General features: G+C 61.0%; 15 protein-coding genes. 5 read left to right on the top strand and 10 right to left on the bottom strand.

Annotated features, from left to right (window positions below):
• Window positions 1–76 precede the first annotated feature (76 nt).
• The 3 genes from IFR23_RS16935 to IFR23_RS16945 all read left to right on the top strand — a co-directional run bounded on the left by IFR23_RS16935 (window position 77) and on the right by IFR23_RS16945 (window position 3,297).
• On the top strand, window positions 77–1,210 hold the full coding sequence (locus tag IFR23_RS16935; protein WP_342344995.1) for an SLC13 family permease: 1,134 nt from the start codon (window positions 77–79) through the stop codon (window positions 1,208–1,210).
• Window positions 1,211–1,226: 16 nt separating this feature from the next.
• Window positions 1,227–1,517: a hypothetical protein gene (locus tag IFR23_RS16940; RefSeq protein WP_192976901.1), complete on the top strand. Its 291-nt coding sequence runs from the start codon at window positions 1,227–1,229 to the stop codon at window positions 1,515–1,517.
• A gap of 121 nt (window positions 1,518–1,638) precedes the next feature.
• A complete protein-coding gene (locus IFR23_RS16945; RefSeq protein ID WP_244655757.1) occupies window positions 1,639–3,297 on the top strand; it encodes a chloride channel protein in 1,659 nt (552 codons plus the stop codon).
• 41 nt (window positions 3,298–3,338) lie between these two features.
• On the opposite strand, the gene IFR23_RS16950 is transcribed toward IFR23_RS16945, so the two are convergent.
• The 4 genes from IFR23_RS16950 to IFR23_RS16965 all read right to left on the bottom strand — a co-directional run bounded on the left by IFR23_RS16950 (window position 3,339) and on the right by IFR23_RS16965 (window position 7,156).
• A complete protein-coding gene (locus IFR23_RS16950) occupies window positions 3,339–3,767 on the bottom strand; it encodes a cytochrome c oxidase assembly protein (protein ID WP_192976962.1) in 429 nt (142 codons plus the stop codon).
• 277 nt (window positions 3,768–4,044) lie between these two features.
• On the bottom strand, window positions 4,045–5,466 hold the full coding sequence (locus IFR23_RS16955; RefSeq protein ID WP_192976970.1) for a hypothetical protein: 1,422 nt from the start codon (window positions 5,464–5,466) through the stop codon (window positions 4,045–4,047).
• On the bottom strand, window positions 5,463–6,074 hold the full coding sequence (locus IFR23_RS16960; protein ID WP_192976903.1) for a hypothetical protein: 612 nt from the start codon (window positions 6,072–6,074) through the stop codon (window positions 5,463–5,465). The genes IFR23_RS16955 and IFR23_RS16960 overlap by 4 nt, the downstream gene beginning before the upstream one ends.
• An 80-nt stretch (window positions 6,075–6,154) precedes the next feature.
• Window positions 6,155–7,156: a M48 family metalloprotease gene (locus tag IFR23_RS16965; protein WP_192239382.1), complete on the bottom strand. Its 1,002-nt coding sequence runs from the start codon at window positions 7,154–7,156 to the stop codon at window positions 6,155–6,157.
• 262 nt (window positions 7,157–7,418) lie between these two features.
• On the opposite strand from IFR23_RS16965, the gene IFR23_RS16970 reads away from it, so the two are divergent.
• Complete coding sequence (locus IFR23_RS16970) at window positions 7,419–7,739, top strand: SMR family transporter (protein WP_192239381.1); 321 nt, start codon at window positions 7,419–7,421, stop codon at window positions 7,737–7,739.
• Between the two features lie 174 nt (window positions 7,740–7,913).
• On the opposite strand, the gene IFR23_RS16975 is transcribed toward IFR23_RS16970, so the two are convergent.
• On the bottom strand, window positions 7,914–8,324 hold the full coding sequence (locus IFR23_RS16975; protein WP_244647479.1) for a hypothetical protein: 411 nt from the start codon (window positions 8,322–8,324) through the stop codon (window positions 7,914–7,916).
• Window positions 8,325–8,868: 544 nt separating this feature from the next.
• Between IFR23_RS16975 and IFR23_RS16980 the strand changes: the two genes are divergently transcribed.
• Window positions 8,869–9,378: a hypothetical protein gene (locus tag IFR23_RS16980; RefSeq protein WP_192976904.1), complete on the top strand. Its 510-nt coding sequence runs from the start codon at window positions 8,869–8,871 to the stop codon at window positions 9,376–9,378.
• Between the two features lie 489 nt (window positions 9,379–9,867).
• On the opposite strand, the gene IFR23_RS16985 is transcribed toward IFR23_RS16980, so the two are convergent.
• From IFR23_RS16985 to IFR23_RS17005, 5 genes are all read right to left on the bottom strand, one after another.
• Complete coding sequence (locus IFR23_RS16985) at window positions 9,868–10,611, bottom strand: TorF family putative porin (RefSeq protein ID WP_192976905.1); 744 nt, start codon at window positions 10,609–10,611, stop codon at window positions 9,868–9,870.
• Entirely contained in the window at window positions 10,608–11,057 is a 450-nt protein-coding gene (locus IFR23_RS16990; protein ID WP_192239377.1) for a hypothetical protein, read from the bottom strand. Before IFR23_RS16990 ends, IFR23_RS16985 begins: the two co-directional genes overlap by 4 nt.
• A 92-nt stretch (window positions 11,058–11,149) precedes the next feature.
• Window positions 11,150–11,302, bottom strand: a complete 153-nt coding sequence (locus IFR23_RS16995; RefSeq protein WP_244647478.1) for a DUF465 domain-containing protein — start codon at window positions 11,300–11,302, stop codon at window positions 11,150–11,152.
• Between the two features lie 742 nt (window positions 11,303–12,044).
• Window positions 12,045–12,857 (bottom strand): class I SAM-dependent methyltransferase, encoded by an 813-nt coding sequence (locus IFR23_RS17000; protein WP_342344989.1) that lies wholly within the window; start codon window positions 12,855–12,857, stop codon window positions 12,045–12,047.
• Window positions 12,787–13,251: an Rrf2 family transcriptional regulator gene (locus tag IFR23_RS17005; RefSeq protein ID WP_192239374.1), complete on the bottom strand. Its 465-nt coding sequence runs from the start codon at window positions 13,249–13,251 to the stop codon at window positions 12,787–12,789. Before IFR23_RS17005 ends, IFR23_RS17000 begins: the two co-directional genes overlap by 71 nt.
• Window positions 13,252–13,369: the final 118 nt, after the last annotated feature.

Raw genomic sequence — 13,369 nt, forward strand, 5'->3', positions numbered from 1 at the left:
GGTCGCTCATCCACGCTCTCCTCACGGAGCCTGAATCAGATCGCGCCTCTCACATCAATGGGTCCTGACCCTAAACATCACGGACTATGTCACTGAGGCGACCATCGAAGACGGATCGCCCGCTGTCGGCGAAACGGTTGAGTCCTTCATCGACCGTCATGATAATGAGGTGACGATCGCCAATGTTGTCCGTGACGATGTGCGCACGAGCATTACGGCCGAGTTCCTTCTGGCTGCCGGCGACACGCTGATCTTGGGCGGTGACCCGGATACGCTTGAGCGTGTCATTGCGGGTGACCACCTAGCACTTGCCGGACAGCATCGTGACCTACCGGAAGGCAGCGAAGATGATGAGGTTGGCGTCATTGAGGCGGTCATCACCACCGGCTCCGTGTTGGTCCGCCAGTCCGCTGGACGACTGCGGCTTCAGCAACGCTATGGCGTCAATCTCATCGCGGTATCGCGCGCCGGCAAACGGCTGACCAAGCAGCTCAGCGAGACCGTCTTGCGCGCCGGCGATGTCATTGTTCTTCAAGGACCCCTCACACTCTTGCCGGAACGCATGCGTGACCTCGGTACGCTGCCGCTGGCAGAGCGTGCCCTGCGTCTGGGGAGTTCGAAGCGTCGCTTCTTACCACTTATCATCCTTGCGGTGGCAATGACCGTAACCGCGACCGGCTATGTGCCTGTGGCCGTCGCCTTCTTCGCCGCTGCCGGTCTAATGATGACGACCGGAGCGCTACCGCTGCGAGATGCCTATGATGGCGTCGAATGGCCAATTCTCATCATGCTGGGCGCGCTCATTCCGGTCAGTGAAACCCTGCGCACCACCGGCGCGTCGGATGTACTCGCGACCTCGCTTGCCCATCTGGCGGCCTCCTTGCCGCCATGGGGCGCGGTCGCCCTGATCCTCGTAGCGGCGATGGCTGTGACGCCGTTTCTCAACAATGCCGCGACGGTCTTGGTGATGGCGCCGATCGCGGCGGTGTTCGCGCATGACCTCGGATATCGCCCCGAAGCGTTCCTCATCGCGACCGCTATCGGGGCAGGATGCGATTTTCTGACGCCGATTGGGCATCAGTGTAACACCCTGGTTTTTGGTCCTGGGGGCTACCGCTTCAGCGATTACGCCCGGCTGGGCGCACCACTATCGGTTCTGGTGGTCTTGGTTGGTACGCCTCTAGTGATGTGGACTTGGCCACTGCACTGATCGCCGGGAACTGTTGATGGGCAGCATGGCCAAGCTGCAGGCGTTCGAAGATACTGAATGGCGTCCGTGGCGGGGAAGCGTACCGGGCGGCTCGGAAGGTTGTGGCACCGCAGATGTAGCAGGCGTAGGCGGCTTCATGCGTTTTTTCCACTCGCGGGCAGCCATGCCCGTTCTCATCGTCCTACTGCTTGCAACAATCACGGTAGCTGGACTGGCAACGTCTTGGACGCTGTCGATTGTGATGTGGCTTTCGAGCGCCGTTCTCGCCGCAGCCCTGTTTGCAACCTTGATGCAGGACGCCGACTGACATGGCTTCAGCGCCACTGATCGATAGCGCCGCTGGTCCACCTGGATCTGGTCGGGTGGCGCCATCGTGGCTCCGTAAAGCTTTTCGATCCAGCGAAGCTGCACTCATCGTGCTGGCCATCATGATCGGCAGTGCAGCCGGATTGCTCAGTGTCGTCCAGGGCACGCTCGCACAGACGATGCAGCATCTGCTTTATGCCTTGTCGCCAGATGAAAGGCTGAGTGCGGCCACGACGATCCCTTACCTTGCTCTACTTGCCCTGCCGGCTGGTGGAGCCGTCCTCGCACTCTTCTCTTGGGTTACTCATGCTCGCCGGCGCCGGATGGTCGACGCTGTAGAGGCGAACGCCCTTCATGGTGGTCGCATGTCATGGTCCGACAGCCTCGTTATCTCCGGGCAAACGATCCTTTCCAACGGCTTCGGTGCGTCTGTGGGGCTTGAGGCGGCGTATGCGCAGTTGGGAGGGCTCGTCGCCTCGCTCAGCGGCAACTGGTTTGCGTTACGCAGGTCCGATCTGCGCATCTTGGTCGGCGCCGGAACGGGCGCCGCTATCGCAGGTGCATTCGGGGCTCCATTAGCTGGGGCCTTCTATGCCTTCGAGATCGTAATCGGAGCCTATACGATATCAGCGCTGGCACCTGTCGCTGCGGCGTGCCTGGCGAGTGTCCTTGTGGCGCAGGCGTTTGGTGCTCAACCGTATCTGGTTGCGGCTAATGCAGGCGAACAGATCGAGACGTTCCACTACCTTCTCTACGCCGGGCTTGGGGCCTGCGCCGCTGGCGCTGGTATACTGCTGATGCGGGCTGTTGCGGAGATGGAAGCAGCTACACGCAAGCTGCCGATACCCTCGATTTGCCGGCCGATATTGGGCGGTCTTCTGCTCATCCCTCTGGCGATGCTCACGCCGCAAATTCTCTCTGCTGGTCACGGCGCCCTCCACCTCAATCTTGAAGCCGAGGTATCGCTGCGCTTCCTCGCCGCCATCTTCGTCGTCAAGTGCGCGGCCTCCATCATCTCACTTGGCTTTGGCTTCCGCGGTGGCCTGTTCTTCGCATCCTTGTTCTTGGGCAGCCTGCTGGGTCACCTGTTTGCTGGTTCACTCGAATGGATGGTCGGATCGCCTGTGATCGACCCGCACAATGCGGCCCTGGTGGGGATGGCCGCATTAGCGGTCGCCGTAGTTGGCGGGCCGATGACGATGGCGATGCTAGTCCTTGAGGCGACCCACGACTTCTCCCTTGCCGGCGCGGCCATTGCAGCATCGCTGGTCTCGTCCACCATCGTCCGCGAGCTGTTCGGCTATTCCTTCTCTACGTGGCGCCTGCATCTCCGGGGCGAAACCATCAAAAGCGCCCGCGATGTCGGCTGGGTCAGAACGCTTACAGCGGGCAAGATGATGCGACGTGTCGAAAGGGCTACGCCGTGCAACACGACGATCGCCGAGTTTCGTCGGGCGTTTCCGCTTGGTTCCACAAGTCGCGTCCTACTAGTCGACGACCACGAAAATTATGGCGGTATCGTACAGACTGCCAGTGCATTTGCCGAAGAGGTCGATCAGAAGGCACCGATCGGGTCGCTGGCGATCCACACGGGTCTCGCCCTTACGCCGGATGCAGACATCAGAAGCGTCATGACTACGTTCGATACCGAAGGTGCGGACGAACTGGCGGTAGTTGGAAGCGACGGGGCAGTTCTCGGCATCCTCTCCGAGAGCTATGCGCGACGCCGCTACGCAGAGGAACTGGACAAGGCGCAACGTGAGTTGTTTGGAGAAAGCTGACCAGCCGACACGCAGTAAACGCTTCGTCCTACCGGTCTCGGTTAAGCCGGGCTTCGATTTTGACCGAGAACATGCCGGATCGCAGACCCATTCCGGCGAGTTGGCCGCCACGTACTGACCATGGCGAAGGCGAGCAGCATTTCAGTAATATCGGCACCATAATACATCAGCTCGGCACCGCGGCGAAGCTGTTCAGCCGGCAAGGATATGGCGACGAACAGTCCGGCGTAGAGCAGCTGCGACATGATCGAGTGGATCACGACGGCGACCCCCAGCACTATCAGGCGGGCAGGCACGGAAGGCCGATGCGGCGCCGGATCGGGGCCTGCAATGACCCAGGCGTAAAGGCATCCTGCTGCGACGAAATGGAAGTGCACCAGGTAGTGGAGCGCACCCGCCTTCTCTAAAGCAGCCAGTCCGCTTTCCGTCCCATTGTCGGCATTCAGCGGCCCGATATGTGGAAAACCCAGTCGTAATCACCATTGTGCGACAAACAGGTGTTTTGCGCCGCCTGCGCAGACCGGTCGGCGCTTAGCGTATATCTGGGTCCGTTCTACGTACCGCCCCCAATAGCCCGATCCGAGTAGACGGCACAATCCCGTTCAAATCGTCGGTCATTCGGGTTGAACATGGAGTGGAGATCCTGCCGTTTTGCAACATTGCGAGGCGTTAAAAGCGTTGTCCGCTGTCTTCGACTGGCTCAGCACGGACGGAGCTGGGCGCGGGTCAACTCATCCCCATCTTGCTCTACGGCTGGCGCTCGTACCGTCCCTTGGCGCCCTCGATAACCAGCGCGGTACCCGCGATGCGCAGGTGCAACGTGTCGAACGGGCGCGCCATCAGTTGCTGCCGATCGAAGCCGATCCGGACGATCCCGTGTTGCAGCGGTGCGAAGGTGATCGTCATGTCACCCGCGATCGGCGCCTCGGTGTGAACGGTAACGCTGACGGCCTTCGTCGTTGCGCCGCGCGGGGCGAACGCGAAGCCGCTCCTGCCGGTGACCAGCTTCTCCTTAGTGCCATTCGCAAAGTGCATCGTGACGGGGAGGTTGCGCGCGGGCAGGTCCGACGCGGGATCGAAAATCTTGATCGCCACGCCGGGGGAGGGTCGCGCGGTACCGCTTTCGGCCGCGTCGGCTGGCGACATGGTGCACGCGGCGGGCAGTGTCGGATCGGCTAGCGTGGGTTCCGGCAAGCCCGCCGCACGTGTGGCCTGGAGCGCCAGCGCGCGCGCATCCTGCCAATCGGACAATGCCTGCCGGACCTGCGGGGCAGCTGGCTTTGCGGGGGTCGGCGGACCATCTGACATCAGTCGTTCAGCCAGGAGCTCCGCATTCCTCCTGGCAGCGTTCGCAGCGCGCAATGCCGTGGCGGCGCGCTGTTGAAGGATCGTCGCGGACGGCGCGGGGGCATTGTCGGCGGTCATCAAAGGCGTCGCGGAGACAAATGGTTCGGGGAAGATCGGGCAGCTGGCGCGGATCGTGGCCTCGATCTTACTGCGCTGGTACCGCCGACGTTCGTCTTCGGTCTCCTCATCCCACGGCGCGGTGGACAAATAGGAGAAGAGCGGCTTCTGCGCGCTTGGTGCGGACGCCACGAGCACGACCTCGTCGCGCTCGACGTGCCACATGCCCTGCGCCTCCTGGTCCAGCGCACCGTAACTCAACGCCCAGTCGAACTGGCCGTCTGGCCGCAGCAACAGCTCGGATCCGGTCTCCATCACACCCATGAGGTAATAATGGCCAACGAGCGCGGCAGGTGTAGCGTGGTCGCCCGCACGCTCGTCGGCAGGCGTGCCCTGCGCCGAGGGGGCATCGGCAGGAGCGTGCGCATCCAGTGTGTCGCTCAGGTGACACGACTTGCCCGGTTGATAGTCGAGAAACTCGGCAACGGTCAGGATGTTACGATCACCCTCCTTGCTATAGCTGCCCATCACGTCGGCAGACGCGCGCCGGCGATCCTTGCGATAGCGGGTGACCGCTTGAGCTCCCGGCACATCGCGCAGCAGGTAGCGCGACGCCGCCAGATCGCACCGCGTGAGGATGACCTCGCCTCGCTCGATCGCCAGCGTACCGATGAAGCTGTCCATGCCGGAGGGTTGCGCATACGCTGGCAGCGGCGCGACCAGTGCCAGCGAGACGACGGTCGCGCGGTGCCAGTTCCGTCTCACAGCGATGTCCCATCCTTGTCCAGCATATCGAACCGATATGCGCAGCCGTAGAGTGTCTTGCCGGGGTGCGTGGTGACGTTGGAGATCGTTCGGGCGACTACCATGCGGCTGCCATAGCCGTCCTTGCCGGCGGGTTCGGTGACGTCGGTCATGATCCGCTCGCCCAGGAACTTGCGAAAGGGGAACTCGGCTTCCGCCTGGGCGCGGGTCACCCTTCCCGAGGCCACCATCGCGTCGATCATCGGCTGGGCCGACATGCTGTTGTCGATCTTCTCGGCGCGCGCCACGATGGCGGGGTCCGCGACGTCGAGGACCGCGAGGATGGCGTCGCCGGTAAAGGCGATCCGGCGCGTGCTGTATGACCCCGCGACGGTAATCGGCTTCGGCAGGTCATATTCGGCCATGAACGAATTGGGCGAGGCGATCTTCTTCCATCCCCGCGTCCGCGCGAGCTGTTCCTCGCCATCGATCGCCATGGCGAAGCGCATGTAACTGGGAACGTCCAGGCGGCAGCTAATGACATCGATCTCGGAGACATCAGCAGGGTCGGTCTCCGCGGCGGTCTGCTGGAGCATCGCGGCGAGCATCAGGGCGTAGAGAATGAGCATCGACGGACGTTAGGGTTGCAGCCAGAATTTGCCAGCGACATCGCCGCAACAGGGCCGGTCGGCTTCCTACGGTAGCGGTTCTATGCAGCGACGACCAGCTTGACGAGCGTCCCAGGCTTCAGTGGCTCGTCAGCCGGAAGGCCATTGATGACAATAAAGCGTTCGCGCTTGCTGTCGGCTACTGCCATGCGCTGGCTCAACGTATCGATCGTGTCCCTTGCGCCAACAGTGACGATCCGGATGACCTTGCGACCCTCCTTGCCGTCGGCATAAGGCAGGCCATCGAGCATGCGGAGGAACGCCGTATCCTGGGTGGTTGCAAGCTCCGGCTTGCCGGTGGCCTTCGCCAGTGCCTCTGCGCGCTGCACACGATCGGCGCCATTTGGATGCGTCGATGCCCATGTCGGCGCAGACCGTGCGGTGCCGCTGGCCTGCGCCGTCAGCCCGGTCGATTCATCGAGGGCCGCCAGGATGTCGGCCGAGGCGTAGGGCGAGTAGCCCGCAGCGGTAATGTAGCGGACGCCAAGCGCATCAGCCTGATATTCCTGATCACGTCCGTATTTCAGCGTGTACAGCTGCGCGCCCGTGCCAGCGATGCGGGTCGCGAGATCGCTTCTCGTCGCCAGGCTGACGCCACGAGCGAGTAGGCCACCGATCGTCGCACGTGTATTGCGCGAGGCGGCGTGGCGGGCGGCGACATGGCCTACCTCATGGCCCATCACGGAAGCGAGTTCCGCTTCCGAGGTCATCAGTGCAAGCAGCTGACGGGTGACGTAGATGTACCCACCCGGGATGGCGAAGGCGTTCTCGACCGGGGAGTCCAGCAGGGTGACGGTGAAGTCGCTGCCCGCATTCGACAGGCCGGACTGGACCGCCACGCGCTTGCCGACGCGTTCGACGAATGTGGCCTGCGGCCCCTTATACACACCGCCGAACTGCGCGAGCAGTTGCGGATGAGCCTGAGTGCCCTGCGCCTTGTCGGTCGCCGAGATTGAGCGGACCGTGTTCTGGGCGATGACAGGGGCAACGGGTGCCAGCAGGAATGCGCTGGCTAGCAGTACGGCAATGCGACGGCGGATCATGAAGCTCTCCCCGGTAACGACGGTATAAAGCGACCGTTACACCGTTGTTCCGGATAAGCATCGATACCGCTCTGCGCTGAACGCGCGCGGCCCCGTTCCTGCCGATTAACGAAACTAATGGTGGCGCTACTCTCCATCGTGCCTGGTAGCTGCCGTTGAAATATCGTTAGGGCACAATTATTTAGATATGCGGCGACAACGTTCCCACCCCAATACGGGGGTAGAAGTCCGGGACGGCCCGGCAGCTCCGATGGAGACTGCTGTGGCGTGGATTGCACTCGTGTTTGCTGGTTTGTTCGAGATTGTCTGGGCTTCGGCCATGAAGCACTCTAATGGGTTCACACGGCTCTGGCCAAGCATCATTACTGGGGTGGGCATGTTGGTCAGCTTTGGCCTTCTTGCGTCAGCGATGCGGGTTCTGCCGCTCGGAACAGCTTACACAATTTGGACCGGCATCGGCGCGATCGGCGCGTTCGTGGTCGGCATCATGGTCTTTGGCGAGGCTATGACCGCGATGCGCCTTCTAGCCGCCGGGCTCATTGTCAGCGGCCTAGTCTTAATGAAGTTGTCCACGACTGGGTGATCTTGAACGCCGCAAGGAGCGCTAGCGCCTGGCCCGATGTTCCTAAAAGGAAAGGCAGTCGAGACGGCATCGGCGTTCTCGGAATCGATCGTTATTAAGAATGGTCGGGAGCGGTATGTCGGTTTGGACGATGCAAAAGACTTCCAAACACCAGTATAAGGCTTACACGCCCTGTCAGCCGCCCCCTGCGAGCGGTCGGCAGGCCGTCTTGGAGAGCGTATAACTAGCGAAAGGCTTCTCAACAGCTTTGCGGTCCCGCATGGCAATCTGCCAAGTGAGGCGGTCGCCTAACATGCGCCAGCGGTTCACGTAGGCCTTGTCCGGATATTGGTAAGTAATATCGAACCCGTCTGCCTTGCTTTCGCCGCGTCCAGCTACCGCGGACGCTCCGCCAAAACTGTCCGCCCAATATCCAACGATAGGGTCAGCCTCGGTTGCGGACGGCTTGCCGCTTCCTCCAAAAATCAGGTGTGCCGCGTACTGGTCCTGCGGATCGGCGAGCGCGATGCTTGCGGCTTCAACAGCCAGCATCGCATCCTGGACGATCGGATAGGCGTTAACCGCAATAGCGACGGCTTTGCCCATCACCGTACCCTGCCCCTCCCAACATCCCCCGAGTGCGTTGACCGAAGTGGGCACAGGCATGACCCCCGCTTCTAGAGCGCTGCCAGTGAATGATGCCGCAAGCATAACCATTGCGATGTAAGGCTTTCCAATCATCAGTCCCCCCGTTCCTGTCTAGGTGTCTAGTCCAAGCATCTGATGCATCGGGTTGGCGATGAACCGGTCTGACTCTGACCTCCAGATTTCGGCGATGTATTTGTAGGGTTAGACCACAGAGCGTGTAGATCCTATGCATTATCCGGACACGCTTCCGCAAACGATCGATTCCGAGAACGCTTTCCCCATCTCAAACGTCGTTCGATTTCGGGAAGCCAACCAGACCGTTGCCGACCCGCAGCGGATCTTGCCGGCAGGTTATTGTCGAAGGCGTTTCTCCTTCACGGTGCCAAGCTGCACGAGGGGTTCGCCACAGTTTCGGGGAAACTCCGGGGTGGTACCACGCGGCCTTCAGACCTAATCTCATCGCGTTCGAGCATGCGTGAGCGAGCGAGGGGAAAGCAAGAATATGCGTCATCGACTTGGCACAGTCGCCTTTGCCGGCATGATCGCCTTAGCGACCGGTGCGGCTGCACAGGGACTTGCAACCAGAAATCTGACGGGCGTCGGTCAGGCGGCTGCCACGGCGTTGGGCTCCGGCTTCGAGGCAAAAGAGGAACCGCAGCGGGTCACCTTGTTCTGCGCGGATTGTGTGGGCTCACCGGTCGTTGACGTTCTGATGGGGCGTCAGGTGGATGGAACGGAGGAACGGGTTCGGTCGGGCACGACAAGCATCGCCGATCTGCAACAGATCTGTCGCGCGCGCAGCCCTCGATGCACCGTCACGGCACTGGAGGTGGCGCCGGCTGTGGGTTGGGTAAGCGGGTATCCGCTAGGCGACCGTGCGGGGGCCACGGCGATCATCATCCGCGATGGCGATCTGCTGACCGTTCGCTCGCTTGCACAGGATACCGCATCGGCCAGACAGGCGATCGATCGCTTGTTGCCGCTGGTCCGATCCCGGATCATCGGACCTTGATCAGCTACCCGGCCAAAGAATCCGTAATGCGATGAAGGGCTAGCACACGCCCGATGCTGCCAACGAGCACGAGCAGCTTTCCCAAAATTCAATTCTTTGTGAAGAGCGCGATTCCCGCGCTGCCGACAAACATAACAATGGTATATGTGCTCATGGACGCGAGCACCGTTGCGCAAATGCCAATGAATCATTCAGCGTGAGCAAGACGCTACCTCGCTAAGATTTTTGAACCTTTGGCAAGCACCTCTATATCCGTTCAACAACTGAGAGGAGGTGGTCGAATGTCTCATTGTTATACGCCGCTTACGGCAAACCGGATGATTGCGCCCCGCTGGCGGGGCCGTCCAGCTCTAAAGAACGAGCCATCAGTGGCTGACAATGGAAAGGCCGCCCTGTGAGGGGCGGCCTTCTGAACATGTGCAGGCGGTCCTGCCGAAGCATTTTGTGTACACATCAGTGTTAATTGGCACCCGCTGTCAGCGGTATTCGTCAGAACGAAACCTTGACGCGCCCTAAAATTCGGTCTCTGGCGTTGCGTCGATCGGCAAACCTAATCGCAATGGCCTTGTGGGAGACGTCAGTCCCAACATAATCGACTCCAATCGTCAGACGGTTGCGACAATGTTCGAAACCCAATCGCCAGTTGGTGTAACTGCCGCCCGGACGAAGACGCTCGACCCGGATGGGGTCGCGGACGCTGCCGGATGAGTGGCCGATCTCGGCGAGCATAGTCAGCGGCGTACCGGGAATACCGGCATTGGCGTTCGCATAGATATGCACATTGCTACCACCGATCGCGTGCTGCGACGGGGCACCGATCACGCCGACCGTGGCGTAGAGCGGACCATAGGCATAGCTTGCCGATACGCCGGCCTCGACATAGTCCATGCGTCCTCGCGCGCCCGCGAATGTGTGGCCCGTGGCGTCGGTGCGGATACGCACCGCGCCCAGATCCCAGTCGGTTCCCACTGAAAGGTCGACGACCGCATCGGCGCCACCGTGTCGCACGCTGTTCCGAAGCGTTACCACGCGCGCCGATGCATCGAGCCGGCCGCGCGAGACGCGAATATCGCCTGCCAGCGCGGCACGTCCCTCACTCCAGCTCAGCCCGCGCCGTTCCTCGTCGCTCATCACCTCCAAGGTTATCGACCCGGCATCCTTTGCAAACGCGGGCGTGATCAGGCCGCAACTTGCGGCACCGAGCACGCCCGCCAATCGAACGCGCCGGATCATCCTGCGCGCTGCGGACCGTGGATCTGGTCGAGCTCGACGCGCAGCATGTGCTCGTCTTCCTGCGCCAGCTTTACCAGATGCCGCTGCATGTTCGCGGACTTCGTCGCGACCTCCTTCTTGATCGCGCCATGGCTCGCAACGCACCAGCCGGGCCGGGTGCCCGAAATCACCGGTTCGCTGTCGATGCTGCGCACCAGCCTGGTACCCGATGCCGCGACCGCGTGCCGCGCGACTGACATGCTCGCCGCCCAGTCGCAGCGTAGCGACGACGGTCTTCCGCCAGGTGCAACCGCGCCCACCTGCTTATGGGTGATGACCACGTCGCCGCGATATTTGACGGCGACCGGACCGCTGCGGTGATCCACCTGGTTCTGATGATCGACAGTCATGCCGAGGGCCGCACCGGTAGCAGCAAGCACCAAGCCGGCGGTTAGAAGATAGGCCATTTTCGCTCTCCTTTTGCCATCCCGATCCATTCTGATCGGTGAAGCCAATCCTTACGGACGATGATCCTACAACGATGGTTCAGCGTGTCGGTTCAGCTGAACTGTGGCTGCATGGCGCGTGCGTGCAGGCGGTCCTTCACGTCTAGACGCAACCGCTTCAGCCGAAATAGCCGCAAGGTATCGGGCATGCGTCGCTTCATCTCGACGCAGATCTTCTCATCCAGCCTGGCATGCAACTCGATCAACTTGTTAGAAAATATAGGCAAAGCCGCTCTCCAACCAACGATTGAACGATCGGATCAGTCCCGATGAAAGCAGGCAAACAGGCCAGGCCTAGACATCGAGAAAACCCGATGCGGTCCGACATCACGTTCGTCCTGAGACGACCGCCAGAGGGGCCCGGCCCGCTTCCTCAAGCTAGAGAGTCGCCGGTCAAGGTCAATAGGATTGCGAATGGATTTGCACGAGTTGACATTAGGACATGGGTCCCCGATGTTACTGACATGTACGCTCCTGCGACACATAAGCGTTTCCGCGACCACGCCGGCCAACTCGCCGCACGCGCTTAGCCCGAGCTCGCGGCTACGGCCGTTCGAGTTCGGGCATTATTCGGTCTGACCTTTGGGACGCGTTCTGCGCGACCATGATCTCGAATAAGTGGAAACCGTGTAGTGGAAAACCAAGTCTCGAAATCCGATGATTTGTGTCAGGATGACCGTCTGCATCAAGTTGCCAATCCAGCACCTCAGCCTTTCCTGCGGATGAGGCCACAAAGCTTTTTCTCGAACAAATTCGATCTAGAAATCCTAGAAAGCTATTCTAAGGCAGATGCCGAAGACAGGCGGAATGAAACCAAAAATTGGCTAAGCCGACTTATGGAGCTTAACCTTTTACTTTTGATCGTTTTGGTTGGCGTACCGGTGCTGGTATATTGCGTCTTATCCTCTGCACTTTAGAACAGAATAAGATGTCGCCCTCGCGCTAAAACTAGGCGCGAGATACCCAGCCCCGCCAGGTGAACGCAGCGTAGAAAAGCTCCACGTCCTTGAAGCCTGCATCGCGCAAGCAGGTCTCATCTTCGTCAGGTGTAAGCAAAGCCAAGCTGGCACCCACCGCAGCGCGGGCCTGTTCGGTCTGAGCAGGTTCAGCACCGGACGCGACCGCATACGCGGCATAGCGGGCAAGCCAGCGCGTGCGGAACGGTTCGTCCTGTGGAAAACTCGAATGTACCACGACTAGCGGGGCGCCCGGCTTCATGCGGCGGTTCATCTCGCTCAGTGTACGTACGCGCTCATTGCGATCGAGGAAATGAAGCGTGAGGAGGCAGGTTGCAGCATCGAACGGGCCAGTGGGCGCAGCATCGATATAGCCCTCGATCAGTTGAGCGCGGTCGGCATCCTCGCCCATTGTTTCGCGCGCTAGATCAAGCATCGGTCCGGCGGGGTCGACGCCCGTAAAATGCCAGCCAGCTTGCGCCTGGGCCAATGCCTCTAGTTCGAGCCCACCACCGGCACCGAGCACAAGCACATGGGCGTCGGCTGGCGCGTGCTCGGCTAGCAAGAGCGCCGTCATGCGACGCACCGCGTCGATGCCGGGTGTGAAGCGCCGAGGACCATCAGCGTAGTGCGCGATGCGCTCGCGATCGGAGAACATTTCGAGGAACATCCGATTGTTAACAGGCATGAATTTCCCCTTGAAACTGGGTCTGGCGAAGAGCGAGGCGTTCGCGTCATTCGCGATGTACGATTTCGAGATCGACGGATTTGCCGCAGGCAACCATCCGAGCGTGGAAGTCAGCACTCAGTTCGGTGAGCGTCACCGCGTTGAAGCGGTCGAGCAGCAGCGTTTTCGCATCTTGGAAAGCGTCGTTCAGCGCGCCGTTGACCGCCTGTTCGACCAGGCAGCCCGGTGCTTCAGTGCGGTTGCCCATAGCGAACAGCTCAGGTTCGCCAAGAGCTCCGTAGACGTCGCGCAACGTGACGAAGGCAAGATCACGGGCGATCGTCCAACCGCCGCCATGCCCCTTCTCCGAGCGAACGAAGCCGGCATCGCGCAAGCCTGCCATAATGCGACGAATGACCACCGGGTTGGTCTGCATCGCCTTGGCCATCGTCTCAGATGTCACCGGCCCTTCCACCTCGGCCATGTGAAGGAGGACGTGCAACACGCCCGACAATCTACTGTCTCGCTTCATGCAATATCATATGTTGCATGAGCATCGTCGCGTCAAGATGCGAGTGAGGGGCCACCCCCCTGTCGCAAGCGTGAATGCGCGACAGCAGCAAGTCAGCAATTTCGCGACCGGCAGCGCC

Origin of the sequence: Sphingomonas sp. CFBP 13603, assembly GCF_014892665.1 — a bacterium.
GTDB lineage: Bacteria > Pseudomonadota > Alphaproteobacteria > Sphingomonadales > Sphingomonadaceae > Sphingomonas.